We start from the raw sequence: 25,313 nt of genomic DNA, 5'->3' as shown, positions 1-25,313 counted from the left end.
GTCAGGACATCTCGGCCAGACGCGCGACGTAACGGGCCAGCGTGTCAATCTCGAGGTTGACGCGGTCGCCCTTTGCCACAGTGCCCCATGTGGTGACCTCTTTGGTGTGGGGGATGAAATTGATGCCGAAATCGCACCCCTCAACATCGTTGACGGTCAGCGAAGTGCCATTGAGCGCAACCGACCCTTTCGGCGCAATGAAGCGAGCCAGATCCTTGGGCGCACGCAAGGTCACACGGGTACTGTCGCCTTCGTCTTCGACTGCAACCACCTCGGCCACGCCATCGACGTGGCCCGAGACGATGTGACCGCCCAGTTCATCCCCAACCTTCAACGCCCGTTCCAGATTGACACGGCTGCCCACGGTCCACGTATCCAGGTTGGTCTTGGACACGGTTTCGGCGCTGATCTGGACGTCATACCAATCGTCGCCCAGCGCGATCACGGTCAGGCACACGCCGTCACTGGCGATGGACGCGCCAATATCAATCGAGGCCGTGTCATACGCTGTCCTGATCCGAGCCCGCAGGTCTCCCTGCTGCTCCAACTCGGTGACAGTGCCTACGTCGGTGACGATCCCTGTAAACATCCCGTTAACCCTTAGCTTCTAACTTCAACCTCACCGCCGAGGTAAGCCCAAGCGCCCGCCCCGGCAAGCCCTAGCTTGCCGAGCAGAGCCGGAACAGGCATAGTTTTGGCAATAAACGTATAAAGCAGTACAGATGCACCACACGCACACAGGCACGCAAAATCGGGTTTTCCTGTTTCTTCAGGGGCCACATGGTCCGTTTTTCAGCGCGCTTGGGCGAATGCTGCGCGCGTCGGGGGCGCAGGTGTGGCGCGTTGGGTTTAATGCTGGGGATCAGGCGTTCTGGTTTCATCGTAAAAGCTACATCGCTTTTCGGGAAACTCCGGACGAGTGGCCGGACGCCCTTGAGGCTTTGATTGCAGAAAAGGGCATCACGGACATCGTGCTTTACGGCGATACCCGCCCGATCCATGCGCGAGCGGTTAAGATTGCCAGAGCCCATAACATAACAGTGCATGTGTTCGAAGAAGGATACCTGCGTCCCTGGTGGGTAACGTATGAGCGGGGCGGATCGAACGGCAACTCGCGCCTCATGTCGACGGATGTTGACCAGATGAGGCAGGCGCTCTCGCATTCAGATGCGGAAACGCCGCTGCCACCGTCCCACTGGGGGGACATGCGGCACCACATCTTTTACGGCGCGCTGTATCACTGGTTTGTTCTGTTCCTGAACCATCGCTATCGCAACTTCCGCCCCCATCGCGAGCTGCCGGTATCGCGGGAATTCCGGCTGTATTTCAAACGATTGGCTTTGATGCCCGTCCACCGCATTTCGCGGATCTGGGCAACAGCGCGGGTGCGTTGGGGTGGCTTTCCCTACCATCTGGCGCTTTTGCAACTGGGCCATGACAGCTCGGTCCAGTGCCATTCCGAATATTCGTGCATGAGCGAATTTCTACAGCAGGTCATCGCCGGGTTTGCCGAAGGGGCCCCACAGCATCACCGGCTGGTCATCAAGGAACACCCGCTGGAAAATCACCGTGAACCGCTGCGCCGCCTCGTGCGCAGTTTCGCGCGCCAAAACGGCATCGCGGACCGGGTCCATTATGTGCCCGGCGGCAAGCTAGCCGGGCTGCTGAACGAGGCGCGGTCCGCCGTAACAATCAACTCGACCGCAGGACAACAGGTTCTGTGGCGTGGGATTCCGCTGCGCATCTTCGGCAGATCGGTCTACGACAAACCTGAATTTGTCTCGCAGCAGCCCATGGCGGCATTCTTTGCGAACCCCAAACCACCGGACAGCGACGCCTATCACTGCTACCGCCGTTTCCTGCTGGAAACCAGCCAGATTTCCGGTGGGTATTATTCTCATCGGGGTCGACGGCAATTGCTGCGGCACGTGACCGATATGGTCTTGCGGCGCAGCGATCCCTATCAGGCCGCCATAGATGACAACGCGGCTATGACGCCACAGTTGAAAATCGTTGGGTGATGCGTGGCATCGATCGCTGGAAGTTACGGGCCAAAACCAGTAACCTGCCGCAAACAGAAAACTAAAATAAAAAAGACCGAGGATATCTGGCAGTGCAATTCGTTCCAATCCGATGGATGCGAGGGCTTTCCCTTGTCGCCGCTATTGGCCTTCTCGCCGCGTGCCAGCTTCCGAAATCGGGGCCCAACAAAAGCGAAATCCTGGCCGGTTCGGTTGAAAACGGCGGCAATGCCTTTGTGGTCGAGGTGGATGACCGCGTCACCCGCGCGACCTCGGCCATTCCGCAATTCGGATTCTCATCCTCGTTCAGCAGCGCCCAGACGTTGACCGCTGACACGGTTCGGCCCGGCGACGTTCTGGGCCTGACGATATGGGAAAACGTCGATGATGGCCTGCTGGCTGGCGAAACCGGTGCGGCAACCGCACTGGACGAGGTTCAGGTCGACAGCGACGGTTTTATCTTTGTCCCTTACGCCGGTCGGATGCGCGCTGCGGGGAATACGCCAGAACAGTTGCGCGTTCTGATCACGGAAAAGCTGCAGGAACAGACACCCGATCCGCAGGTTGAAGTGCGCCGTGTTGCCGGGGACGGATCGACCGTTTCAATCACGGGAACCGTTGCAGCACCGGGTATTTATCCAATCGAGCGCCCCACCCGTTCCTTGCTTGGAATGCTGTCTCAGTCGGGCGGTGTTTCCGTCGCCTCGGACATCGCGCTGGTGACTCTGATCCGGGGCGATCAGAAGGGCACGGTCTGGTACGAAGACCTGTTCCGCAACCCCAGACTGGATGTCGCCCTGCGTGGCGGTGACCGCATTCTTGTGGAAGAGGACAGTCGATCCTACATCGCGCTTGGCGCAACCGGCGGGCAGTCGCGTGTGGCCTTCGAAAGCCAAGATCTATCGGCGCTTGAGGCGCTGGCGCAGGTTGGCGGTTTGGTCACTTTATCGTCTGATCCAACCGGCATTTTCGTCCTGCGGAGAGAACGTCAGGACATCGCGCGCAACGTCATGGGTCGGGCCGATCTGCAGGGCGACCAGCGGATGATCTACCTGCTGAACCTGACTGCCCCCAACGGCCTGTTCGTTGCACGTGATTTCGTGATCCGCGACGATGACACGATCTATGTGACCGAGGCGCCCTATGCGCAGTGGAGCAAGTCGATCTCTCTCATCGCGGGCGGGCTGACTCCGATTGCGAATGTGGCCACCCTTACCGGAAACTGATGCATGACCCCGGATCACGACAGCGTATCCGGGGCCGAGCGCAACCGGCTGTTCGTCTTTAATGGCGGTTTCCTGACCAACCGACGCGTCCGGCGCATCCTGTCGCTGGCCGGATACGACATCCGACTGGGCCTGCCCCAACAGGTTGAGCTTGTGGGGGTGTGGGGCAATAGCCCCACCGCCCATCGCGGCTTGAACATCGCCGAAAAGCGCGAAGCCAAAGTGCTGCGGGTCGAGGATGCGTTCTTGCGATCCCTTCACCCCGGGCGCGGCGGCGAGGCCCCGCTGGGGCTGCTGCTGGACCGATCCGGGCTTCATTTCGACCCGAGCACACCGTCGGACTTAGAAACCCTGCTGACCACGCATCCGCTGGACGATACCGCCCTGTTGGACCGCGCACGTGGCGCTATTGAACGACTACAGGAGCTGCACCTCAGCAAGTATTCGGCCTTCGATCTGACAATCGAACCGCCCGAACCGGGCTATGTTCTGGTCACCGATCAGACGCAGGGCGACGCTGCCGTGACCGCCAGCGGAGGCGATGCCGCACGGTTCCGCGAGATGCTGGTGATCGCGCAAGAGGAAAATCCGGGCGCGCGGGTGTTGATCAAAGCACATCCGGAAACGCTCGCCGGGCACCGCGGCGGGTATTTCTCCGATCAGGACTTGTCGGACCGGGTGTCGTTTCTGAAAGACCCGATCAGCCCATGGCCGCTGCTGGAAGGCGCGGTGGCGGTTTATACCCTGTCCTCACAGCTGGGGTTCGAGGCGATACTGGCCGGGCACAAACCCCGCGTGTTTGGACAGCCATTTTACGCAGGCTGGGGCCTGACGCAGGACGAAACCCCAATCCCGCGCCGCCAGCGCAACCTGACCCGGGCGCAGTTGTTCGCTGCGGCCATGATCCTTTATCCCACGTGGTACGATCCCTACCGCGATCAGCTTTGCGCGTTGGAAACCGTACTGGATACGCTCGAGGCACAGACGCGAGCATGGCGGCAGGATCGAAACGGATGGACCGCATCAGGGATGCGTCTGTGGAAACGCAAACATTTGCAGGGGATGTTTGGCCAGCACAAGAAGATGCAGTTCACTGAATCCCCCACCCCGGAACGCCCCCACATGGTTTGGGCTAGTCAGTCGCGCGGTACCGAAGATGCAATCCGGGTTGAGGATGGATTTCTGCGGTCGCGGGGGTTGGGGGCCAATCTGGTGCCCCCTTTGTCGCTCGTGACCGATGATCTGGGCATCTACTACGATCCGACCCACCCCAGCCAGTTGGAAGAGTTGATCGCCCAACGCGAAACCCTGCGCCCGGATCAGGAACGGCGCGCGGAACGGCTGGTTGTAAAGCTGCTGGCCGAAGGGTTGAGCAAGTACAACACCGGTACCACTCCCCCCGACCTGCCCAAAGGACACCGCATTCTTGTTCCGGGGCAGGTCGAAGACGACGCTTCGATCCTGCTGGGCACAAGCGGCGTGCGGACCAATCTGGAACTGCTCGAAATGGTCCGTGAGGCGAACCCTGACGCGATTTTGATCTATAAGCCCCATCCCGACGTCGAAGCCGGTTTGCGCGAGGGCCGGATCGAAGTTGACGGCCTTGCCGATATTATTGCCATAAACTGCGACCCGGCGGCCCTGTTGCCGCATGTGAACGAGGTCTGGACGATGACCTCACTGTTGGGGTTCGAGGCCCTGCTTCGCGGTGTCAGCGTCACCACTCTGGGCGCGCCCTTCTATGCCGGGTGGGGGCTGAACACAGACCACGGCGCGGTTCCCGCCCGCAGGGGCGCGCGGCCCTCGTTGATGGGTCTGGTCCATGCCGCTCTGATCGATTATCCGCGCTATTTGGACCCTGTCACAGGCTTGCCCTGCCCGGTCGAGGTTGCGGTGGATCGGTTGGCGGCGGGCGAACTTGCGCCGTCCGGCCCGCTGAACCGCCTGCTTTCAAAGCTTCAAGGAGTTTTTGCCACGCACGCCCATCTTTGGCGCTGAGGTACTAGCTCGTGCGCCGCCAGCGATGCATCACATCGCCGCCGAGCACCTTCGTTTCAACCAGTTCAAAACGCGGGGCTTCGTCCAGTTTCTCAATCCCCAGCGACCCAATCGCCGACAGCCCCTCGGCCCCGATGGTCAGCCCGGCGGTGAAGCCCACAAACTCATCCACCAGATCGTCCGCCAACAGCGAGGCGGCCAAGGCGGCCCCGCCCTCGCAGAAAACTCGCGTCAACCCGGCCTGCCCCAACTGTTGCAGCAAATCGGTGGCGTCGATGTGGTGATCCCGCAGGGCGCAGGGCAGCAGGCGCGCGCCTAACCCTTCCCACGCACGCGCGCGCTCGGCATCGGGATGGGGCCCATGGCACAGCCAGACTGGGGTTTTAGACGCCGTACGTGCCAACTGCCCCAGCAGAGGAATGTCCAAATGGCGCGACACCACGACCCGCACGGGCTGCTGCGCAATGCCCAGATCGCGCACGGTCAGCGACGGGTCATCCGCCCGCGCCGTGCCTGCACCCACCATGACTGCATCGTGGCGCGCACGCATCGCATGCACGAAACGCCGCGCCTCGGGGCCTGTGATCCATTGGCTGTGCCCGGTGGACGTGGCGATCCGGCCATCGAAACTGCTAGCCAGTTTCAACGTCACAAAAGGACGCCCCTGTTCGGTTTTCAGAAAGAACCCGGCGTGATCCTGCGCGGCCTGATCCGCGAGAACTCCGGTTTCAACGTCGATCCCCGCCTCGCGCAGCCTGGAAAACCCCTGCCCCGCCACCCGCGGATCGCTGTCTTCTATAGCCGTGACAACCCGCGCGACGCCGGCACCGATCAGAGCTTCGGTGCATGGCGGTGTTTTGCCGTGATGCGCGCAAGGTTCCAGCGAGACATAGGCTGTCGCACCGCGTGCACCCTGCCCGGCCTGCGCCAAAGCCACAGCCTCGGCATGGGGGCGGCCACCGGGTTGGGTCCAGCCGCGCCCCACGATCCGCCTGCCTTGAACAATGACACAACCCACAGACGGGTTGGGCCAGCACAAGCCTTGTCCGCGCCGCCCCAACGACAGGGCCAGCGCCATGTATCGCTTATCTGTTTCGCTCACTCGTCCGTCGAAGGCTGCGGCGGGCGCAGTTCGTGGACAAACTCCTCGAAATCATCGGCCGCCTGGAAATTCTTGTATACGCTCGCAAAGCGAACATAGGCGACGGTATCGATCCGCGCCAGAGCTTCCATTACGATCTCACCGATCTTGTTGGACGGGATATCCGTATCGCCCATACTTTCCAGACGGCGCACGATGCCCGAGATCATCTGATCAATCCGGTCCGGATCAATGGGGCGTTTCTGCATGGATATGCGAATGGACCGTTCGAGCTTGTCCCGGTCGAAATCCTCGCGTTTACCATTGGTTTTGATAACCACCAGATCGCGCAGTTGCACCCGTTCATACGTTGTGAACCGTCCCCCGCAAGCGGGGCAAAACCGGCGCCTGCGGATCGCAACGTGATCCTCTGCCGGGCGTGAATCCTTGACCTGTGTGTCGATGTTTCCGCAAAACGGGCAGCGCATCCGCCGTCTCCTCGTCCCTTGTTCGGCCTCTTTTTGTAAGCGCTTTGGCTTACTTATCCACAACTATAGGACAGCCGCTAGAGTTTGGGTAGTCGGAATTTTCAACCGCTAAATAATGGGTCAGCCCAGATGGGCGGCGACCAGACGCTGATGCGGTGCCGCGCGGTGTTCGAACAGGTAAATCCCTTGCCACGTGCCCAAAAGCGCGCGCCCTTGTGAGACGGGGATTGTCAGGGAAACAGGCAGAAGGGCCGCCTTGATATGCGCGGGCATATCGTCGGGCCCTTCATAGGTGTGGCGCAAATACGCCATGTCGGGATGATCTGACGGGGGAACGAGCCGTTCGAAAAAGGCGCGCAAGTCAGTCTGAACCTCGGGGTCGGCGTTTTCCTGTATCAGCAGGGAACACGAGGTATGGCGCACGAACAGCGTCAACACCCCGTCCCCCGCTGCCTGCCTTAGCCAGCGGTGCACCTCGGACGTGAATTCATAAAGGCCCGGCCCTTGCGTCCGGATGGTAAATTCAGTCTGCATCCATCCCGGTTCGTCAGCGTGTCAGTCATTGATAATGTTGATGTTGCATCTGGCATAGGCCCCCTGCACCGACACACTTGTACCAGGAACGAAACCGCTTGTAACGAAGCTGCGCTGCGGCGGCGTAACTCCGCTGGGTTTCTGCAACGAAAACTGAACGGCGGTTTTGCGCCCGGTCGCCTCGCTTGGCCCATAGCCGCGCACCACGTAGATCGGCTGCTGCCAACCGGCCCCTAGCGTTCTGCGGGCGTAGTCCGATGCCGCGCACCAATACCCGTCGACATCATCGCGTCCGCGCGGGATCACTTCGAAGACCGAATTGTTCACCGCCGCCGTTTGATAACTGAACCGCGCAAAAGTGGCTGAAGACTCCGTTGCGCTTAATGTAGCTGCGGCAAGAATTGCGTAAGTCAAAACCTGTTTCATAACCGTACTCTCTCCTGTTCTGAGACACGTCATGATTTAGTTTACCGAAAGTTCAGACAAAGCCGCTTCACGATCAATTCAGCCAGACCCGCCCTACCCGTGAACGGGCGTGAGCCAGCCCCGGTATCGGATCAGCAAACCAGGCCCCGGCGCAGTTGCCGAGACATCGAACCTGAAACGGCCCTGCTCATCCTGCCGCTCGACTGTGGAGGAGCGGGGCAACAGAAATGCAGGAACCGGTAGGCCGAATATGGTTATACCACGGATGCAGATTTTCAGACCTGTTTCGCTGAGTTCCGGTTTCAGCCAGATGGTCATTCGCCCGAAATCCTCACGCACGCATCCGGTGCGCTGGTCGTAGGTCAGACAGGATCGGGTTTTGTGGCCGTCAAAGTCGCGCTCCCAAATCCAGCCGTGTTTTGTCTCGCTGGTCCTGACCGTAACCGGCACGTCCGCCCCGCTTGGTGGAAATCGCCCCATTCGTAAGGCCAACGCAACAAGCCATCCCTTGCCCCGTTCGATTTGGCATCGACCGGAATAGAGCCCTGCGGCCTCATGCAATTGCCGCACCGTCGCGGGCAGCCCTAGCGCCGAGGGAAGCGCCTGCAGAAATGGGTCCATTCCCTAGAACCCCTGCGGTGCAAAACGGTCGCGCAGCGACGGGGTTGGCACGAGGCATGTCGGGCTGCGTCCGAAGATCGCGTATCGGTTCCGCGCGATCAGATGATACAGAGGGTCCTTCACTATGCGCGGCAAATAACGGCAGACCGCGAGAGCCCGCCAAGCACTCGGCAACCGACGCATTGCAGCGGCGAAGGCGTCCAGCTTCTGGTAAACCTGCCCGTCCACGATAACCAGATTGGTTTCGAAATCATCGGTCGGCAGCCCAAGTTCGCGATACAGGCTTTGCCCAAAGGGCGATTGCGCCGTCGCGAACTGAAACCGTCCGGCGCGGTCGTGTTTCAGTATGAACCGGAAAAACCCCGAACACAGCACGCACTCTCCGTCGAAGACAATCAGATCGGGAAGATTGAAAAGTTCTGGATTTTGAACACTCTGCATGCCGCCCGCGCCCTTGATCAGCCCTCAACGCGATAGTGTCATGCGGGTTTGCAGCCGCCAATGCGACATGAAGGGCCGGTTGAGGCGTCGGGGAACCTCGGGCGCGTTCTCAGGACGCGCTCCGAGGCTCTGACCCCATCCCCATAAAGGTGCCAACCCGACGCGGAAAATCTAAAGCCTCTGCCCGCAAGTGCTTTTTGTCATTGGACAAGTTTTTGTGATATTCTGACAAATAGTACGGAAACCTGACCGGAAAGGCACTTATGGACGTCGATATCGCGCGCATTCATCGCCTGATTCAATCGCTTGACGATCACACTGGCGACCCCGCCGTGTCGCGGCGCGTTCTGGCGCAGACCGGCCTTGCGCCTGATGACATCGCGCCGTCAGCCTCGGTCTGCAGCGCGCAGAAAGAGGCTTTGTTTGTGCGCTATGCCTGTGACGCGGTGAACGACATCACCTTCGGCGCGCGCACCGGTCTGGGGGTCACCTCGGCCTCAAGCCTAACGGCCTATATCAGCAAATACTCGCGAGATCTGAAACAGGTGATCGAGAACACCTCGCGCTTTCATGGCATCATTGATCCGGCTGTTGTGTTCAGCCTGCGCTACGCCGGGAACTTCGCCTCGTTCGAGGCTGAATGGAAGGATGCCAGCTATGCCCGCTATCACCGGCGCACCGAGTTCCTGCTGTTTGCCGCGTTGGCGCGCATGCGCAACTTAACGCAGGTGGACTTCTTTCCCATTGAAATGCGGTTTCAACATGAAGTCGGCGCGCATTCGGCCCGTTTCCGCAAATTGTCAGGGTTTCCGGTGGTATTCGGTGCCGAAAAGATGGAGATCATTCTGGCGCTGTCCTCGCTGGACCTGCCCGTTCCCACCTACGATCCCAAGCTGCGCGCGCATCTTCTGGAATATGGCGAACGGGTTCTGGCCGAGAAACACGCGGCCAACCAGAAACTGCGCGCTCAGGTCGAAGGGTTGATCACGCGGTCCCTGCCCGGCACGATTATTCAAGCCGAAGAGGCCGCCGCAAATCTTGGCATGAGCCCCAGAACCTTTGCGCGGCGGTTAAAGGACGAAGGCACCAACTACCGCGAAATCGTCTCGGACCTGCGATGCGACCTGGCGCAGACCTTTGTGTCGAACGGAATGGCACTGTCCGAGATTTCCTATTCGCTGGGCTACGCGGATCAGGCGGCGTTCTCGACCGCGTTCAAACGGTGGACAGGCCAGACGCCGGGCCGTTTCAAAACACGGGTAGAGCATCCGATACAGGCCTGAAACCGGGGGTCATCAGCGTTACCACCTCGCCCCGGCCCGTCCCATGAGTGGACAAGGCGGATATAGCGACGACGGGCCCATGATCTTTGTGAGTTCCCGCCAATTTGATTGGCGAACCGGCCATTGTGATCGGTTTCAATGAAAAAGGCGCCTCGGTCCGAGGCGCCTTGATCCTTACTGATCCAGGAAGGACCGCAGTTTTCGCGACCGGCTGGGATGTTTCAGCTTACGCAGCGCTTTCGCCTCGATCTGACGAATACGTTCGCGGGTCACGCTGAACTGCTGGCCGACCTCTTCCAGCGTATGGTCCGTGTTCATGCCGATGCCAAAGCGCATCCGCAGAACCCGTTCCTCACGCGGGGTAAGCGAGGCCAGAACGCGCGTCGTGGTTTCCTTGAGGTTTTCCTGAATGGCGCTGTCCAGCGGCAGCACGGCATTCTTGTCCTCGATGAAATCGCCCAGTTGGCTGTCTTCCTCGTCGCCAATCGGCGTCTCAAGGCTGATCGGCTCCTTGGCGATTTTCATCACCTTGCGCACCTTCTCAAGCGGCATCTGCAGCTTTTCGGCCAGTTCTTCCGGCGTCGGCTCGCGGCCGATTTCGTGCAGCATCTGACGACCGGTCCGGACCAACTTGTTGATCGTTTCGATCATGTGGACCGGAATACGGATCGTGCGCGCCTGATCCGCAATCGAGCGCGTGATCGCCTGACGGATCCACCATGTCGCGTAGGTCGAAAACTTGTAGCCGCGGCGGTATTCGAACTTGTCCACCGCCTTCATCAGGCCGATGTTGCCTTCCTGAATCAAATCAAGGAATTGCAGGCCACGGTTGGTGTACTTTTTGGCAATCGAGATCACCAGACGCAGGTTGGCTTCGACCATTTCCTTCTTGGCCTGCCGCGCCTCTTTTTCACCCTTCTGAACCTGCTGAACGATGCGGCGGAATTCAGGGATATCCAGACCGACATATTGCCCGACCTGAGCCATGTCGTTGCGCAACTCCTCAACCTTGTCGGTCGAGCGTTCGATGAACATCTGCCAGCCCCGACCCGGCTTTTCAGCCATCTCGGATAGCCAGTTCGGATCAAGTTCACGGCCACGATAGGCATCGATGAACTCGCGACGGTTGATGCGGGCCTGGTCGGCCAACTTCACCATCGCGCTGTCCAGCGACATAACGCGGCGGTTAATGCCGTACAACTGGTCGATCAGCGCTTCGATCCGGTTGTTGTGCAGATGAAGGCCGTTCACCAGTTCGACAATCTCGGCGCGCAGCTTCTGATAGGTGTCCTCGTCCTTTTCGCTGAACGAACCATCTTCGTTCAGCGTGGCCGAAATCCGGCTGTCCTGCATCTCGGACAATTGGGCAAAGTCGGTCGAGATCCGCTCAAGCGTGGTCAGAACCTGATCTTTCAGCGCCGCTTCCATCGCGGCCAAAGACATATTGGCCTGATCGTCATCGTCATCGTCGTCGTCACTGACAATGGGGTTGCCGTCCGCATCCAGTTCGGGGCTTTCCTCTTTGGCGGGCTTCGCCGCCTGCACTGCCGAGGTATCGACGACAGGCTCTTGCACACCGCCATCTTCGTCCATCTGGTTGCCAAAGGTGGTTTCCAAATCGATGACGTCGCGCAGCAGAATGTCCTCGGACAGCAATTCGTCGTGCCAGATGGTAATCGCCTGGAAAGTCAGCGGGCTTTCGCACAGCCCGGCGATCATCGTGTTGCGACCAGCTTCGATCCGCTTGGCGATAGCAATCTCGCCCTCGCGGCTCAGCAACTCGACGCTGCCCATCTCGCGCAGATACATGCGAACGGGGTCGTCGGTGCGGTCCAGTTTCTCGGTCGCAGCACCGGACAGCGCAACCTCGCGGTTGCTTTCGGTGGTGGTCAGTTCGGTAGAGCCCTTGTTCTCTTCCTCTTCGGCCTCTTCATCTTCTATGATGTTGATGCCCATCTCGGACAGCATCGACATAACGTCTTCGATCTGTTCCGAGCTGACCTGATCAGGCGGCAGAACCTGATTGAGCTGGTCGTATGTGATGTAGCCTTTCTCGCGGGCCTCGGCGATCATCTTCTTGACCTGGGCCTGGCTCATATCCAGCGAGATTTCCTGTTCCTGCTCGTCGGATTTGCGGTCTTCGTTCGTATCCTTGGCGGCCATTCAATGCTCCTGCAGGGATGGGTGATTCGTCAGAGCCGAATCATTAGCGCGTGAAAGTGATTCGGCCACCCGTTTACCCGTTTTTCTTTTCAAGTGCCTTATGAAAACACCAGTTTAGCGGCGTTTCCGCTCGAATTTGATACCGGATGTAATTGCCTCGAACGCGTCTTTCTCGTCGCGGTTGATTCGCGCGCCGTTGTCGGCGATGTCGAAAACGGCCCTGTCCTCATTCTGGCTACGGCTCGTGCGGTTGCGCTCTTCGGCGGCTTGCGCCAGCCGGTATGTCAGCGCCTCATCGGCCAGATCGGACAACTCCTCTGCGGCTTCGGCAATCTCAGCATCCAACCCCCGGAGCGCTTTGATCTTTGCGAGTTCCTCGGCCAGCGTCATCTGAGCCTTTTCAACGTCGCCCGGTTTGTACACGCAGGGGATCACAGCGACATGGCGAAGGGCCAGCAGGTTTTCAAGGGGCTCGGGTCCCAAAGTTTGCATGATGTGGTCCTGCAGATTGTCGGGGTCGTCAATCGCATGCCGCAGGATCGCCCCGCGCAGCGCCGCATGATCGGGATCGTGGCAGTCCATTTCTTCGAGTTGATGCTCGAATTGCACCACGACCTGCGGGTTCAGGATGGCAATAGCCAGTATGGCCGCCTCGCGCAGTTGGATATCCGCATTCTCGGTCGAGGCCAGAAACGAGGCCCGCGCGCCCGGTGTCGCAGGCTGAGGCTGCGACTGCCATTTTCCGCGCGGCTGCCACGGGCGATTTTGCGGTTGTCGCTGCGGGCGAAACAATTGCCAGCGCAGGTCTTTAATTTCCTGCCCATAATGCGACCGGATCGAGGGATCCCGGATCAGCTTGATCTTGTCGCGTAGCGACTTGTCCAACGCGGCCTTACGCTCGGGGCTGTCGAAGACCTTGCCGTCGGTCTCACGCTGCCACAGCAGTTTGACCATCGGGATCGCGTCTTCCAGCACAGCCTGCACCGCTCCCGGCCCTTCGGCCCGCAGCAGGTCGTCGGGGTCTTTGCCCTCAGGCATCAATGCAAAACGCAGGGATTTCCCGGCCTCCAGCAGCGGCAGCGCCAGATCAACCGCCCGCATCGCTGCGCGCAGGCCCGCAGTGTCGCCATCCAGCGCGATGATCGGTTCATCGGAGATCCGCCAGAGCAATTGCAACTGATGTTCGGTGATCGCAGTTCCCAAGGGCGCAACTGACGCGCCGAACCCGGCCTCGGCCAAAGCAATCACGTCCATATACCCCTCGGCCACGATCAGAGGCTGCCCCTTCCCCGCCGCTTGCCGCGCGGGGCCGTGGTTGTAAAGGCTGCGGCCTTTGTCGAACAGATCGGTCTCGGGCGAGTTCAGGTATTTAGCGTTGTCATTCGGGTCCATCGCCCGACCACCAAACGCAATGCAGCGCCCGCGCGGGTCGCGGATCGGGTACATGATCCGGTTCCGGAACGTGTCATAGGGTTTCTTGCCCTTGTTCGAAGGCTTGGCCAGCCCGGCCCCGAGGATCAGATCTTCGGCCACGTTCTTGCCGGTCAGATGATCCCACAGCGCCTGCCAGCCATCGGGGGCAAAACCGATCTCCCACCGGTCCAGCGCCTCAGCATCCAAACCACGCCGGGTGAGGTAGTCGCGCGCCGCCGCCCCTGCCCCGGTCTTGAGCTGCAGGCGGAAGAACTGCACCGCCTGCTCCATTACCTCGGCCAGTTGCGCGCGGCGGTCTTGTTTCTGCTGAGCCTTGGGATCACGCGCGGGCATCGGCATCCCGGCCTCGCGCGCCAGAATCTCAACCGCTTCGATGAACGAGACATTCTCGGTCTCTTTCACAAAACTGATCGCGTCGCCTTTGGCATGGCAGCCGAAACAGTAATAGAACCCCTTTTGGTCATCCACATGGAACGAGGCCGTCTTTTCGTGATGAAACGGGCACGGCGCCCACATATCACCCTTGCCCTGATTTGACTTGCGCTGATCCCACATGACCTTGCGCCCGACGACCTGAGACAGGCTCAGCCTTGTGCGCAACTCGTCGAGAAATCCGGGGGGCAGTGACATGGGGTCAAACCTGCCAGAAACCGAAACGCGCGCCAAGGGGATGGCGCGCGGTTGTCCACAGCGAATTCGCGTGTCTGTGGATTATTGCTGCAGGCACAGTTCCAGCCACGCAGCACCAAGGTCCTTTTTACGCACGTCGCGCATCTTTTGCTCATAGACCCACGGGGTGATCAGCGGGATGGCCGCATTGTAGTTCTCGGGCCAGGACGGGCCAGTATCGGCGATTGCCTTCGCCACGTCGCGTTCCTTGACCCGGTCCAGCCGCGCCTTCTGGATCGCGGCCACGACGTCCGCCTGATAGCCACAGCTTTGTTCTTTGGTCTCGGCAGCGGCCAAGGGGGTGGCGAATAAAGCGGCGGCAAGTGCGATACGCAACATTGGGATCTCCGGGAATCGTTCAAACACCGGCAGATTAACCGCGCTTTTAGGGGCCCGCCATCTCTCAATTCATCCCCAAAGGCCGAAGTGGCGTGCCGCAAGGCATGGGGCGCGCCCGCCCTTTCGACCAATCTGAGCCCGCCTGGAAGTGGAATTCCGAGGGCGTACTTACCGTCCTAGCGGGCTTTGACGGCGCACTTTTCATCCAGGTCTGCATAATCTGTTTCCCAGCGCTTTGGGGCGAGTCGCGGGGATTCGGCACCTGCCCCATTGTTCCACGGGTCGAAACAAAGACCGCGTGCAAACCGCGACTGCAGCCGATTTTCATTCAAAAATAGCATCATAGTGGCACTCACGCCCAATTCTCGCCACGTTCGACCGATAAAAAATTAAAGTTGCAAAGAACTGGGTTCAGTGTGTCTGGCCAGCAGAGGGACACGTTATGAAGAAGTTTGTTTGGAAGTCGGGATTGGAAAAACGGAAGCAATCAGGCGCTCGCCGATGGCTTAGGAATTCGTTTCTAAAACCCGAAGGCGGCGCCATGACTCCGATGACGCTGGGCTTTTTGATGATCATTATTACCGTCACGGGTTTTGCCGTTGACGTAATGCGGTTCGACCGCGAGCGTGCAAGATTGCAATATGCACTGGACCGGGCGGTTCTGGCCGCTGCTGACCTGGATCAGGACCTATGCCCCGAGGACGTTATTCGCGACTACCTGAGCAAAGAGGGTTTGGACCAGTTCCTCGCCTATGTCGACGTGCGGCCGAATGTCTGTGGTTCGACCGCTGTGACGATTGATGGCTATCGCCGGGTCGAAGCCATTGTTCGAATGGATGTGCCTACTCACTTCATGGGCATGACAGGAATTTGGCAGACCGACGGTCTTAAAAACCCCACCATTCTGGCTCAGGTACACAGCGTTGCTGAGGAATCCATCGACGACGTTGAAATCTCGCTTGTTTTGGACGTTTCCGGTTCGATGAACAGCTATGGCCGCCTGACAAACCTGAAAAAGGCGGCAACCGAATTTGTGCAGGAGATGTCGGACAAGACTGAAGATGGCAAACTGTCAATCTCGGTCATTCCTTACGCAACTCAGGTTGCCGTGTCGGACAGTCTGATGAACAGCATTCAGGCGAATTTCATGCCGGGCGCACCAACGCCAGGATCGGCGTTCACCGGCGTGAACGAATACGCGAACTGCCTGAACTTCACGAGCGATGAGTTTGATACCATCTCTTTCGATCTGGATATGATCAGGCCCCGCACGCTGCACTTTACGCCCTGGTCCACTTATGACCGCCGCTACACCAACGGCATCGTTTCAAGCGAAGTTTGCGACCGTCGGTCCAACCGCGAAGTTGCGACCTTGCAAAAGGACCCCGGCACGCTGAATACCTTCATCAATAATCTGGAGGCTTCGGGTAACACCTCGATCGACCTCGGGCTGAAATGGGGTCTGACCCTTCTGGACCAAAGCTTCCAGCCCGTCTCGGCCGATCTTGCGGCGAACAACGAAGTTCCCTCTGAGTTTGCGGTCAGACCGAACACCTACGCCAGCAACGACTCGATGAAGGTTGTCGTTCTGATGACGGACGGCGCAAACACCACCCAGTACAAGGTCCGCGAACCTTATCGGGAAGGTGCGTCGAACCTGTGGTGGAACCGCGCGGAAGGTAACTATTCCACTTACGACACCGTCCGGGAAAGATACTACTGGCATGACGTCCCCAACTATCAGTGGGATTCAAGCCGAGGTTTCTATTGGGCCCGCGAAGTCTGGCAGCAGTGCCCCTATGGTGGGTACCAAGGTGAAGACCCCTATCATGTCAGAACCAGCTCTGGATGCCCCAACGCGTATACCGAAGCCCGTTGCATCGGCTGGCGCCAGAATTCCAGCGGAGCTTATGAATGCACCTCTTTTGACTACAACTTCACTCGGCAGATCAACGTGACCGACAGTGCCGGAAATGAGATAAACTCGAACATTCTTGAATGGCCGGATGTCTGGAAACGCACGACACGCCGCGCAATTCGTGACCTGTTCAGAGAGTCTCTGGGTACGACCGCCGGTAACAACTGGTACAACCAGGCCGTCGAAGAAATCGGACGGACCACCAAAGACGCTCGCGCTCGTGCGCTCTGCGCTCAGGCGGCCGCCAGGAACATCGTTGTATTCACCATCGCCTTCGAAGCCCCTGACGCAGGTAAAGCGCTGCTGCAGGACTGCAAAAGTGACGATGGCGCGTACTACGAAGCAACGGGCGATCAGATCGTGGACGTTTTTGCCTCGATCGGGTCCAGCATCCGCAGCCTGAGGCTCACACAATGATCAAACGACTGTTCTCCAAGGCAAAACGCTTTCGCCGGGATGAAGAAGGCACCTCGACCATCGAATTCGTGATGTGGTTCCCGATTTTCCTGATGAGCACCTATTCCGGTATCGAATACGGAATGGTCGCGTATCATCACGCCAATCTGGAACGTGCCCTGGATGAGATCATTCAGGATGTTCGTATGAACAACATTGAAAAATACGATCAGACGCCCGATGCACGCTGGACACACGCACTGCTGAAAAGGGAAATCTGCCACAAGGCATCGTCAATTCGCGATTGTTTGTCCTATCTCTCGATTGAGATGCAAAGCATTGATCCGATGGAAGATCCCGCGGCAGCAGGCAAGGAAGCGCTGTTCAACAGGGACCCGTTGTGTCTGGACACTCCCGAAGAAATTAACGAGCCAGACGACAGGATTTTTGAAGTGGGCGCTTCGAACGAACTAATGATCATCAGGGCCTGCGCTGAAATCAAACCTCGGTTTGTCGGCTCGACTTTGTCCCAGCAAGTTCGGAAACACAAAAGCAATGGTCGCTACCAATTGCATGCAATGTCGGTATTTGTCCATGAGCCAAGCTAACCCCCGCCCCCGCAAAACACTGTCTCGGCTTTTGAACCGCCTTTGGCGGAAAGAAGACGGCACCGTTTCGATTGAGGCGATCCTCATGCTGCCGCTTCTGTTTTGGGGCATGTGGACCACGTATTCGTATTTTGACGGGTACAAGCAAAGCTCTCGGAATCTTAAAGCGACCTATGCGCTTGCTGATATCGTTTCGCGCGAAAGTCGAACCGTGAACATTCAGTACATTGATACGATGTACGACCTACTAAAGGCCCTTCTTGGGGACAGGTCGGATGAAGATAATACGGACCACGCAAACGTTTCCATGCGCATTTCATTCATTCGCTGGGACGCTGAAGACGACAAACACGAGGTCAAGTGGTCCTGCGTTCGGGGGGCATTTTTCACAAGGTGGAGCAATGACTCGTTCGGACAAATTGAAGATCGTATTCCCGCGATGGCAGATGACAGCACCATGATCCTCGTCGAGACCCGCAATTGGTACAGCCGCCCGTTCAGAATTGGCTTTGGGGATCATTCATTCCCGATGGAGAACTTCATCTTCACCCATCCGCGCGGCTACAACAATATCAACAACGATGATCCGGCGTGCAAAGACGCTTAGCCTTGGGCCAATTGCACTGACAGTACATCGGCCATAACTTTGGTTTCGGCGGCAGCCGTCATGCCACCGATGCCGATACGTCGGCCCACGCGCCACCACAGACCCGGGGCCCAGCTGTTTGCCTGCTTGCTATGCGTCAGGATGACAAACCCGTTTGAGGGTTTGAAAGCAAAGACGCCTCGATCAACTGCTTCGATATCCTGAAGTGCTGCGATCAGAACCCCCTGCCCTGTCCGCAACTCCGAACGCGTCAGCTCGATGCGGTCGACCGTGGCTTGCCACATGCGGTGCGCCAACCAGAAGGCCGAGCCGCCGAAAGCAAGCAGGAACGCCTGCCAAAACGGCTCAGGTGGCGACGCAAACGCCACATAGATGACCGAGGTCCCTACAAGGATCAACAACCCGACTCCGGTCCACCGTCTGGCGGATGATGCCTGAATTGTTGCCAGAACTTCGTCCTGCATGAATGCCTCCTGTCTGCTCCGCCTTGATGTAGCGGGTTTTCGGGTAGGACAACAGGGCCAGAACACCTTAAACATTTCCGCACAGAGCCGGTGTTTGGCTGCAAATTGACCACACGCATGCAGAGGTTACATGCTGCTCGAACGAAGAGGAGCCGACCATGTCCCTAAGACCCACATTGGAAACCCGGAAATCCGTCCCGACGATGGAGGGCGCAGGCGTCAAACTGCACCGTGCGTTCGGGTTTCAGGACCCTTCGGAACTCGACCCGTTTCTGCTGTTTGACGATTTCCGGAACGAACACCCGCGCGATTATCAGGCCGGGTTCCCGTGGCACCCGCATCGGGGGATCGAAACCATCACCTATGTGCTGGCCGGCACGGTCGAGCATTCCGATTCGCTGGGCAACAGCGGCACGCTGGGGGCAGGTGATGTGCAATGGATGACCGCCGGATCGGGCATTCTGCATCAGGAGATGCCGCACGGAAACAACGCAGGCCAGATGCACGGGTTTCAGCTGTGGGGCAATCTGCCCTCGGATCAGAAGATGACGGCTCCGTGCTATCAGGATGTGCAAAGCGGGGACATCCCCGAGATCACGGATGACGATGGAACGACCGTGCGCGTTATTGTGGGTGAGTTCTGGGGCAAGACCGGCCCGGTGGATGGCATCGCAGCCGACCCGCAATATCTGGATATCCAGATCCCGACGGGCGTGAAAAAGACCTTTCGCATCGACACTTACCGGCGCGCCTTTGCCTATGTGTTTCAAGGACAAGCGGCCTTTGCCGACGCCTCGCAACCCACGGGCGTGTTGCTGGAGAAAGAGGTCGCGGGGCAAGAGGTCAACATCCGTGACATGTCGGGCGACCGGACGCTTGTGCGCTTTGGTACGGGGGATGAGATCACCGTTCAGGCCGGGCCCGAAGGCGTGCGGTTCCTGCTGATCTCGGGCGCGCCGATTGATGAGCCTGTGGCGTGGCACGGACCGATTGTCATGAACACCCGCGCCGAGCTTGAGCAGGCGTTTCAAGAGTTGCGCAACGGGACCTTCATTCGCCCGGCCCATTGACCGAAAGCCTTGGGGTCAGGCCGTTACCGCACGGCGCACCATGTCCCAGTAGATCTGCTCGACCTCGTCCAGCGACAATCGCCCCCCTGCCCGATACCAGGTCATGACACCGTTCAGCATCGCGATCACCGCCAAGGCGGTGATCTTGGTGTCCGAGATGGAGAACAAACCCGCCTGCTGTCCGTCATGCAGAATGCTTTCCAGCGCGTTTTCATATTTCCTGCGCAGGTCCTCGATCTCGGTGAAATTCTCGGGCGTCAGATTGCGCAGTTCCATATAGGCGATGAACACCTCGTCAGGGCGCTGCAGGTGGAAGCGGATGTGGAATCCGACGAAGCGGCGCAAGGCGTCTTGCGCGGTGCCGCCTTGGTCCAACGCTTCATAAGCCGCCAGAAGTTCCTGCATGTGCTCGCGCATCAGCCGGTACAGCAGGCTTTGCTTGTCTGGCGTGTAGTTATAAAGCGCCCCGGCCTGCACACCGACCTCGCCTGCAATCTGGCGCATCGACACCGCCGCGTAGCCGTGGCGTGCGAACAGCCCCAGCGCCGCTTTCTGGATGCGCGGGCCGGTAATGTCGGAATGTGAACCTTGTGTTCGTGCCATAGCCGCACCGTATCTGAACAAATGTTCAAATAGAACCCCGCTTGAACCGTTCGGACAAACCGTGCATCAGGGGATGAGACCGCAATCGAAAGGGTTCGCCGTGAAGCCTCTGCCCCTGCTGGCATTGATCATATTCTGCACCGGATGCGCTGACTTTCCCGAACTGGACGGCAGCGAGCCGGCCTCGGTCAAATCGGCCCGCTACCCGCGCCTTATCCCGCTGCAGGACACGCTTGGGCCTCCGGTCGATCCGGTCAGCGAGGCCGCAGAGGTCGAAGAAGACCTGACCGCGCGCAGCGAAGCGCTGTCGAAAAAAGCCGAAGCCCTGCAAAACGCCCAGATCAACTGATCGCACGGGCCCAAGGCCCTCTGACGGATTGCACCCTTGGCCTGAACCAGCTAAGGCAGCGCTGAACGGACGACGGGTCCGAAATCAGAATATTTCGAGCGGAAAGGAACCCACGGAATGACACAGGCGCTGCGGCTGGGAATTGCGGGCTTGGGAACGGTCGGCGTGGGTGTCGTCAGGATCGTCCGCCGCCATGCGGAACTGCTGCAGGCAAGGACCGGTCGCCCGGTGGAAATCGTAGCGGTCTCGGCGCGCGATGCCAGCAAAGACCGTGGGATCAACCTGTCGGACTACGCGTGGGAGACCGACCCGGTTGCTCTGGCCAAACGCGATGATATCGACGTTTTTGTCGAACTGATGGGGGGCGAGAACGGCCCGGCCAAAGCCTCGGTCGAAGCGGCGCTGGCCAGCGGCAAGGATGTGGTCACGGCCAACAAGGCTCTACTGGCGATCCACGGGCAGGAGCTTGCGGAAAAAGCCGAGGCCGCCGGTCGCGTAATCCGGTTCGAGGCCGCCGTGGCAGGCGGCATTCCAGTTATCAAATCGCTGACCGAAGGGCTGGCCGGAAATGACATCACCCGCGTCATGGGCGTGATGAACGGCACCTGCAACTACATCCTGACCCGGATGCAATCGCAGCAGTTGGGCTATAACGCGCTGTTCGAAGAATGCGCCCAGCTTGGCTACCTTGAGGCTGACCCGAACCTTGATGTCGGCGGTATCGACGCGGCGCATAAACTGGCGCTGCTGTCCTCGATCGCCTTTGGCACCAAGCCGAATTTCGACGGGATCGAGATCGAGGGCATTCAGCAGATCAGTCTAGAAGACATCCATCAGGCCGACGATATGGGCTATCGGATCAAGTTGCTGGGCGTGGCACAGCGCACCGCGCGGGGGCTTGAGCAGCGGATGCAGCCCTGTCTGGTACCAATTGACTCACCTCTGGGCCAGTTGGAGGGCGGCACCAATATGGTCGTGCTGGATGGCGACGCGGTTGAACAAATCGTTCTGCGTGGCCCCGGTGCGGGCGAAGGCCCCACCGCCAGTGCCGTGATGGGCGACGTTTGCGATCTGGCGCGTGGGCTTCACATCCCGACCTTCGGACGCCCCGCCACATCATTGCAGGATGCGCGGCCCGCCGTCACCGGCCTGCCTGCGCCGTACTATCTGCGACTTGCCCTGCTGGACAAACCCGGCGCGCTCGCCAAGGTTGCGGCCATTTTGGGCGATGCCGGTGTCTCAATCGACCGGATGCGCCAGTATGCCCATGCCGAAAGCACCGCGCCGGTTCTGATCGTCACCCACAAGACCACGCGCGCCACGCTGGACGTCGCACTGGAAGGCCTGCGCGAGACGGATGTCATCGCAGGCGAACCGGTTGCGCTGCGGATTGAAGAGGTTTGAGCTTGCGGCCTGCATGAAACGCAAGCTATGCCGGAAGCAACGGCTTGATTGACCTAAGGATAGTAAAGATGAGTGCTGCCAAAATCGATTTTAACGACCGCCTGCTGTCACTGGGGCTGGCAAGGGTTGCAGAACAGGCCGCGCTGGCCTCGGCCTCGCTGGTAGGGCGCGGCGACGAAAAGGCCGCCGATCAGGCTGCGGTGAACGCCATGCGCGAGCAGTTGAACCTGCTCGATATCGCGGGCGTTGTGGTCATTGGTGAAGGTGAGCGCGACGAGGCCCCGATGCTGTATATCGGCGAAGAGGTGGGCACTGGTAACGGCCCCGGCGTGGATATCGCGCTGGACCCGCTGGAAGGCACCACCCTGACCGCCAAGGATATGCCCAACGCGCTGACAGTGATCGCCATGGGCCCGCGCGGATCCATGCTGCACGCGCCGGACGTGTATATGGACAAGCTGGCCGTTGGGCCGGGATACCCTGAAAATGTCGTCAATCTGGACATGAGCCCGCGCGAACGCGTTGAGGCTCTGGCCAAGGCCAAAGGCCGCGAGCCTGCCGATATCACTGTCTGTATCCTTGAACGTCCACGTCACGAGGCGATGATCGCCGAGGTGCGCGAGACCGGCGCTTCGATCCGTCTGATCACCGATGGCGACGTGGCCGGTGTCATGCACTGTGCCGAAAGCGAAGTGACCGGTATCGATATGTATATGGGTCAGGGCGGTGCGCCTGAGGGTGTGCTGGCGGCGGCCGCGCTGAAATGCATGGGTGGTCAGATTTTTGGCCGCCTGTTGTTCCGCAACGATGACGAGCGCGGCCGCGCGGCCAAGGCGGGCATCACCAATCTGGACCGCGTGTACGCGCGGGATGAGATGGTGACAGCGGATGTGATCTTTGCTGCCACCGGCGTGACCGGCGGGTCGCTACTGCCGCGCATCAAGCGCGAGCCGGGCTGGGTCGAGACTACGACGCTGCTGATGCGGTCCAAGACGGGCTCGGTCCGGCGTATGTCTTACCGCACGCCGATGTGGCCGCATAACGAAGCGTAGCGGCTTGCGCCGCTGCCTTCGGCGACCGTATTTTTGACAAGAAGAAGGGCCGGGTCCGATTGGGTCCGGCCTTGGTGCATGAGGTAAGATGTGGCGTTTCTGGGTGTTGAACAGTCTCTGACCGGGCGGCGGTGGGTTGGCCCCACGCCCGAGGTCGAGCGCGCTGCGGATATGTTGGCGCAACAGGCCGATCTACCACGCGCTGTGTGTCAGGTTCTGGCCCAGCGCGGCGTACCGCCGATGGAGGCGCAAAGCTTTCTGGACCCCAAGCTGAAGGAGCTTTTACCCGATCCGCGCAGCCTGAGGGATATGGAGGTCGCGGCGAGCCGATTTCTGAAGGCTGTGCGCGGGCGGCAGCGTATTGCAGTGTTTGCGGATTACGATGTGGATGGCGGCAGTTCGGCCGCCCTTCTGTTGGTTTGGCTGCGCCAGTTGGGATTGCAAGCGACGCTTTATGTGCCGGACCGGATTGACGAAGGCTATGGCCCGAACGTCCCGGCAATGCAGGAGCTTGCGGCGGGTCATGACCTGATCATCTGCGTAGATTGCGGCACCCTAAGCCACGAGCCGATTGCGGCGGCGAAGGGCGCGGATGTGATCGTACTGGACCACCATTTGGGCGGCGAAACGCTGCCAGATTGCGTGGCCGTCGTGAACCCGAACCGGCAGGATGAAAGCAGCGATCTGGGATATCTGTGTGCCGCTGGCGTGGTGTTCCTGATGCTGGTCGAAGCGGGTCGGCAATTGCGGGAGGCCGGGGTCAAAGCCCCGGACCTGATCTCGCTTCTGGATCTGGTCGCGCTGGCGACTGTTGCAGATGTGGCCCCCTTGGTCGGGGCCAATCGGGCGCTGGTGCGGCAGGGGCTGAAGGTTATGGCGCAACGGCAGCGGCCCGGTCTGGTGGCGCTGTCCGATGTGGCGCGGATGGATTCGGCACCTAGCAGCTATCATCTCGGGTTTCTTCTGGGGCCACGTGTGAATGCAGGCGGGCGGATCGGTCAGGCCGATCTGGGAGCACGGTTGCTCAGCACGGACTCGCAGCATGAGGCCGAGGCACTGTCGCAACGGTTGGACGAATTGAACACCGAACGCCGGGATATCGAAAACGCAGTCCGCGCAGCGGCGTTGGAACAGGCCGAAGAAAGAGGGCTGGATGCGCCTCTGGTCTGGGCTGCCGGCGGCGGCTGGCATCCGGGGGTCGTCGGGATCGTGGCGTCTCGCTTGAAAGAGACGGCGAACCGCCCCGCAATCGTGATCGGTTTCGATGGCGATGAAGGCAAAGGTTCGGGCCGGTCAGTATCCGGCGTTGATCTGGGCGCGTCGATCCAACGGCTTGCGTCCGAGGGGCTTTTGGTCAAAGGCGGCGGGCACAAGATGGCCGCTGGGCTGACGGTGATGCGCGATCAGTTGGAACCGGCGATGGCGCGGCTCAGCGAATTGCTGGCTAAACAGGGCGCGGGCGAAGGCGGGCCTGCCGACCTGAAACTCGATGGCACGCTGATGCCCGGCGCGGCCACCGTCGATCTGATCGAACAGATAGAAAAGGCCGGGCCGTTCGGGGCCAGCGCCCCTGCCCCGCGCTATGCCCTGCCTGATCTGCAGGTGCGCTTTGCCAAAAGGGTCGGAGAGACCCACCTGAAACTCTCGCTCTCCGATGGGGTCGGCGGCGGGCTGGACGCCATCGCTTTTGGCGCGTTCGACGGCCCGATGGGCGACAAACTGGCCAATCACGGCGGCGCGCGGTTCCATTTTGCGGGGCGGCTCGAGGTCAATACCTGGGGCGGTCGGCAGAGCGTGCAACTGAGGCTGGAAGACGCCGCCGAGGTGGGCTAGAGCCGGTTTTACCCCCGCCAAAAAACTTTCACATCCCTGCATTTTTCGGCTTGCGGGGGTCTGAGGTAAACCGTAAAAGGCCCCCCACAAGCCAGCGTGGCCCGTTCGTCTATCGGTTAGGACGCCAGGTTTTCAACCTGGAAAGAGGGGTTCGATTCCCCTACGGGCTACCACCTGCGCTTGTCTGGCTTAAATGGCCCGTTCGTCTATCGGTTAGGACGCCAGGTTTTCAACCTGGAAAGAGGGGTTCGATTCCCCTACGGGCTACCACCTGCGCTTGTCTGG

At 59.8% G+C, this 25,313-nt stretch carries 24 protein-coding genes and 2 tRNA genes; 14 read left to right on the top strand and 12 right to left on the bottom strand.

What is annotated here, in order from left to right; translation table 11 throughout:
- Position 1: 1 nt before the first annotated feature.
- Complete coding sequence (locus tag ACR0NJ_RS14275) at positions 2 to 589, bottom strand: riboflavin synthase (RefSeq protein WP_480817804.1); 588 nt, start codon at positions 587 to 589, stop codon at positions 2 to 4.
- Between the two features lie 133 nt (positions 590 to 722).
- Here ACR0NJ_RS14275 and ACR0NJ_RS14270 point away from each other — a divergent pair, with 133 nt between their 5' ends.
- The 3 genes from ACR0NJ_RS14270 (at position 723) to ACR0NJ_RS14260 (ending at position 5,245) form a co-directional block, all read left to right on the top strand.
- Positions 723 to 2,021, top strand: coding sequence for a capsule biosynthesis protein (locus tag ACR0NJ_RS14270; protein ID WP_480817803.1), 1,299 nt, complete (start codon positions 723 to 725; stop codon positions 2,019 to 2,021).
- Positions 2,022 to 2,113: 92 nt separating this feature from the next.
- The gene (locus tag ACR0NJ_RS14265) at positions 2,114 to 3,247 is read left to right on the top strand and encodes a polysaccharide biosynthesis/export family protein (protein ID WP_480817802.1); all 1,134 of its coding nucleotides are present in this window, start codon (positions 2,114 to 2,116) and stop codon (positions 3,245 to 3,247) included.
- Between the two features lie 3 nt (positions 3,248 to 3,250).
- The gene (locus ACR0NJ_RS14260; protein WP_480817801.1) at positions 3,251 to 5,245 is read left to right on the top strand and encodes a capsular polysaccharide biosynthesis protein; all 1,995 of its coding nucleotides are present in this window, start codon (positions 3,251 to 3,253) and stop codon (positions 5,243 to 5,245) included.
- A 4-nt stretch (positions 5,246 to 5,249) separates the two neighbouring features.
- Here ACR0NJ_RS14260 and ribD read toward each other — a convergent pair whose 3' ends face one another.
- From ribD to ACR0NJ_RS14230, 6 genes are all read right to left on the bottom strand, one after another.
- On the bottom strand, positions 5,250 to 6,347 hold the full coding sequence (ribD, locus tag ACR0NJ_RS14255; RefSeq protein ID WP_480817800.1) for a bifunctional diaminohydroxyphosphoribosylaminopyrimidine deaminase/5-amino-6-(5-phosphoribosylamino)uracil reductase RibD: 1,098 nt from the start codon (positions 6,345 to 6,347) through the stop codon (positions 5,250 to 5,252).
- Positions 6,344 to 6,814, bottom strand: a complete 471-nt coding sequence (gene nrdR, locus ACR0NJ_RS14250; protein ID WP_039525240.1) for a transcriptional regulator NrdR — start codon at positions 6,812 to 6,814, stop codon at positions 6,344 to 6,346. Before nrdR ends, ribD begins: the two co-directional genes overlap by 4 nt.
- A gap of 120 nt (positions 6,815 to 6,934) precedes the next feature.
- The gene (locus ACR0NJ_RS14245) at positions 6,935 to 7,348 is read right to left on the bottom strand and encodes a secondary thiamine-phosphate synthase enzyme YjbQ (protein WP_480817799.1); all 414 of its coding nucleotides are present in this window, start codon (positions 7,346 to 7,348) and stop codon (positions 6,935 to 6,937) included.
- 21 nt (positions 7,349 to 7,369) lie between these two features.
- Complete coding sequence (locus ACR0NJ_RS14240; protein WP_480817798.1) at positions 7,370 to 7,774, bottom strand: hypothetical protein; 405 nt, start codon at positions 7,772 to 7,774, stop codon at positions 7,370 to 7,372.
- A 93-nt stretch (positions 7,775 to 7,867) separates the two neighbouring features.
- Complete coding sequence (locus tag ACR0NJ_RS14235) at positions 7,868 to 8,395, bottom strand: DUF4166 domain-containing protein (protein ID WP_480817797.1); 528 nt, start codon at positions 8,393 to 8,395, stop codon at positions 7,868 to 7,870.
- A gap of 3 nt (positions 8,396 to 8,398) precedes the next feature.
- Complete coding sequence (locus tag ACR0NJ_RS14230; RefSeq protein WP_480817796.1) at positions 8,399 to 8,836, bottom strand: thiol-disulfide oxidoreductase DCC family protein; 438 nt, start codon at positions 8,834 to 8,836, stop codon at positions 8,399 to 8,401.
- Between the two features lie 263 nt (positions 8,837 to 9,099).
- Here ACR0NJ_RS14230 and ACR0NJ_RS14225 point away from each other — a divergent pair, with 263 nt between their 5' ends.
- Positions 9,100 to 10,119, top strand: a complete 1,020-nt coding sequence (locus ACR0NJ_RS14225; RefSeq protein ID WP_480817795.1) for a helix-turn-helix domain-containing protein — start codon at positions 9,100 to 9,102, stop codon at positions 10,117 to 10,119.
- 174 nt (positions 10,120 to 10,293) lie between these two features.
- Here the strand turns inward: ACR0NJ_RS14225 and rpoD are convergent, their stop codons facing one another.
- From rpoD to ACR0NJ_RS14210, 3 genes are all read right to left on the bottom strand, one after another.
- Positions 10,294 to 12,282 (bottom strand): RNA polymerase sigma factor RpoD, encoded by a 1,989-nt coding sequence (gene rpoD / locus ACR0NJ_RS14220; protein WP_480817794.1) that lies wholly within the window; start codon positions 12,280 to 12,282, stop codon positions 10,294 to 10,296.
- Between the two features lie 114 nt (positions 12,283 to 12,396).
- On the bottom strand, positions 12,397 to 14,346 hold the full coding sequence (gene dnaG, locus ACR0NJ_RS14215; protein ID WP_480817793.1) for a DNA primase: 1,950 nt from the start codon (positions 14,344 to 14,346) through the stop codon (positions 12,397 to 12,399).
- An 81-nt stretch (positions 14,347 to 14,427) separates the two neighbouring features.
- Positions 14,428 to 14,724 carry a hypothetical protein gene (locus ACR0NJ_RS14210; RefSeq protein WP_480817792.1) on the bottom strand — a complete coding sequence of 99 codons (297 nt, stop codon included), beginning with the start codon at positions 14,722 to 14,724 and terminating at the stop codon, positions 14,428 to 14,430.
- Between the two features lie 541 nt (positions 14,725 to 15,265).
- Between ACR0NJ_RS14210 and ACR0NJ_RS14205 the strand changes: the two genes are divergently transcribed.
- The 3 genes from ACR0NJ_RS14205 (at position 15,266) to ACR0NJ_RS14195 (ending at position 18,253) form a co-directional block, all read left to right on the top strand.
- The gene (locus ACR0NJ_RS14205) at positions 15,266 to 17,059 is read left to right on the top strand and encodes a pilus assembly protein TadG-related protein (RefSeq protein ID WP_480817791.1); all 1,794 of its coding nucleotides are present in this window, start codon (positions 15,266 to 15,268) and stop codon (positions 17,057 to 17,059) included.
- Positions 17,056 to 17,646 carry a TadE/TadG family type IV pilus assembly protein gene (locus tag ACR0NJ_RS14200; protein WP_480817790.1) on the top strand — a complete coding sequence of 197 codons (591 nt, stop codon included), beginning with the start codon at positions 17,056 to 17,058 and terminating at the stop codon, positions 17,644 to 17,646. The genes ACR0NJ_RS14205 and ACR0NJ_RS14200 overlap by 4 nt, the downstream gene beginning before the upstream one ends.
- Positions 17,647 to 17,731: 85 nt before the next feature.
- Complete coding sequence (locus ACR0NJ_RS14195) at positions 17,732 to 18,253, top strand: hypothetical protein (protein WP_480817789.1); 522 nt, start codon at positions 17,732 to 17,734, stop codon at positions 18,251 to 18,253.
- Here ACR0NJ_RS14195 and ACR0NJ_RS14190 read toward each other — a convergent pair.
- Positions 18,250 to 18,717, bottom strand: a complete 468-nt coding sequence (locus ACR0NJ_RS14190; RefSeq protein ID WP_480817788.1) for a hypothetical protein — start codon at positions 18,715 to 18,717, stop codon at positions 18,250 to 18,252. The genes ACR0NJ_RS14195 and ACR0NJ_RS14190 overlap by 4 nt on opposite strands.
- Before the next feature lie 158 nt (positions 18,718 to 18,875).
- Between ACR0NJ_RS14190 and ACR0NJ_RS14185 the strand changes: the two genes are divergently transcribed.
- Positions 18,876 to 19,787: a pirin family protein gene (locus tag ACR0NJ_RS14185; RefSeq protein WP_480817787.1), complete on the top strand. Its 912-nt coding sequence runs from the start codon at positions 18,876 to 18,878 to the stop codon at positions 19,785 to 19,787.
- Between the two features lie 15 nt (positions 19,788 to 19,802).
- On the opposite strand, the gene ACR0NJ_RS14180 is transcribed toward ACR0NJ_RS14185, so the two are convergent.
- Positions 19,803 to 20,390, bottom strand: a complete 588-nt coding sequence (locus ACR0NJ_RS14180) for a TetR/AcrR family transcriptional regulator (protein ID WP_480817786.1) — start codon at positions 20,388 to 20,390, stop codon at positions 19,803 to 19,805.
- Between the two features lie 100 nt (positions 20,391 to 20,490).
- On the opposite strand from ACR0NJ_RS14180, the gene ACR0NJ_RS14175 reads away from it, so the two are divergent.
- The 6 genes from ACR0NJ_RS14175 (at position 20,491) to ACR0NJ_RS14150 (ending at position 25,298) form a co-directional block, all read left to right on the top strand.
- Positions 20,491 to 20,739 carry a hypothetical protein gene (locus ACR0NJ_RS14175; protein ID WP_480817785.1) on the top strand — a complete coding sequence of 83 codons (249 nt, stop codon included), beginning with the start codon at positions 20,491 to 20,493 and terminating at the stop codon, positions 20,737 to 20,739.
- Positions 20,740 to 20,856: 117 nt separating this feature from the next.
- Positions 20,857 to 22,143, top strand: coding sequence for a homoserine dehydrogenase (locus ACR0NJ_RS14170; RefSeq protein WP_480817784.1), 1,287 nt, complete (start codon positions 20,857 to 20,859; stop codon positions 22,141 to 22,143).
- Positions 22,144 to 22,211: 68 nt separating this feature from the next.
- The gene (gene glpX, locus ACR0NJ_RS14165) at positions 22,212 to 23,195 is read left to right on the top strand and encodes a class II fructose-bisphosphatase (protein ID WP_480817783.1); all 984 of its coding nucleotides are present in this window, start codon (positions 22,212 to 22,214) and stop codon (positions 23,193 to 23,195) included.
- Positions 23,196 to 23,285: 90 nt separating this feature from the next.
- Entirely contained in the window at positions 23,286 to 25,028 is a 1,743-nt protein-coding gene (gene recJ / locus ACR0NJ_RS14160) for a single-stranded-DNA-specific exonuclease RecJ (RefSeq protein ID WP_480817782.1), read from the top strand.
- A gap of 98 nt (positions 25,029 to 25,126) precedes the next feature.
- Positions 25,127 to 25,201, top strand: a tRNA-Glu gene (locus ACR0NJ_RS14155).
- 22 nt (positions 25,202 to 25,223) lie between these two features.
- Positions 25,224 to 25,298, top strand: a tRNA-Glu gene (locus ACR0NJ_RS14150).
- The last annotated feature ends 15 nt before the right edge of the window (positions 25,299 to 25,313 follow it).

It is taken from the genome of Ruegeria sp. F11, from assembly GCF_056533855.1.
This window is presented reverse-complemented; position numbering and strand designations above follow the sequence as displayed.

Coding starts and splice junctions, on each gene's coding strand:
- ACR0NJ_RS14230 (WP_480817796.1), bottom strand. CDS start 8,836: ATGCAGAGTGTTCAAAATCCAGAACTTTTCAATCTTCCCGATCTGATT.
- glpX (WP_480817783.1), top strand. CDS start 22,212: ATGAGTGCTGCCAAAATCGATTTTAACGACCGCCTGCTGTCACTGGGG.
- ACR0NJ_RS14275 (WP_480817804.1), bottom strand. CDS start 589: ATGTTTACAGGGATCGTCACCGACGTAGGCACTGTCACCGAGTTGGAG.
- ACR0NJ_RS14270 (WP_480817803.1), top strand. CDS start 723: ATGCACCACACGCACACAGGCACGCAAAATCGGGTTTTCCTGTTTCTT.
- nrdR (WP_039525240.1), bottom strand. CDS start 6,814: ATGCGCTGCCCGTTTTGCGGAAACATCGACACACAGGTCAAGGATTCA.
- dnaG (WP_480817793.1), bottom strand. CDS start 14,346: ATGTCACTGCCCCCCGGATTTCTCGACGAGTTGCGCACAAGGCTGAGC.
- ACR0NJ_RS14240 (WP_480817798.1), bottom strand. CDS start 7,774: ATGAAACAGGTTTTGACTTACGCAATTCTTGCCGCAGCTACATTAAGC.
- ACR0NJ_RS14210 (WP_480817792.1), bottom strand. CDS start 14,724: ATGTTGCGTATCGCACTTGCCGCCGCTTTATTCGCCACCCCCTTGGCC.
- ACR0NJ_RS14190 (WP_480817788.1), bottom strand. CDS start 18,717: ATGCAGGACGAAGTTCTGGCAACAATTCAGGCATCATCCGCCAGACGG.
- ACR0NJ_RS14260 (WP_480817801.1), top strand. CDS start 3,251: ATGACCCCGGATCACGACAGCGTATCCGGGGCCGAGCGCAACCGGCTG.
- ACR0NJ_RS14170 (WP_480817784.1), top strand. CDS start 20,857: ATGACACAGGCGCTGCGGCTGGGAATTGCGGGCTTGGGAACGGTCGGC.
- ACR0NJ_RS14225 (WP_480817795.1), top strand. CDS start 9,100: ATGGACGTCGATATCGCGCGCATTCATCGCCTGATTCAATCGCTTGAC.
- ACR0NJ_RS14235 (WP_480817797.1), bottom strand. CDS start 8,395: ATGGACCCATTTCTGCAGGCGCTTCCCTCGGCGCTAGGGCTGCCCGCG.
- ACR0NJ_RS14195 (WP_480817789.1), top strand. CDS start 17,732: ATGCTGCCGCTTCTGTTTTGGGGCATGTGGACCACGTATTCGTATTTT.
- ACR0NJ_RS14245 (WP_480817799.1), bottom strand. CDS start 7,348: ATGCAGACTGAATTTACCATCCGGACGCAAGGGCCGGGCCTTTATGAA.
- ACR0NJ_RS14200 (WP_480817790.1), top strand. CDS start 17,056: ATGATCAAACGACTGTTCTCCAAGGCAAAACGCTTTCGCCGGGATGAA.
- ACR0NJ_RS14185 (WP_480817787.1), top strand. CDS start 18,876: ATGTCCCTAAGACCCACATTGGAAACCCGGAAATCCGTCCCGACGATG.
- ACR0NJ_RS14205 (WP_480817791.1), top strand. CDS start 15,266: ATGACTCCGATGACGCTGGGCTTTTTGATGATCATTATTACCGTCACG.
- rpoD (WP_480817794.1), bottom strand. CDS start 12,282: ATGGCCGCCAAGGATACGAACGAAGACCGCAAATCCGACGAGCAGGAA.
- ACR0NJ_RS14180 (WP_480817786.1), bottom strand. CDS start 20,390: ATGGCACGAACACAAGGTTCACATTCCGACATTACCGGCCCGCGCATC.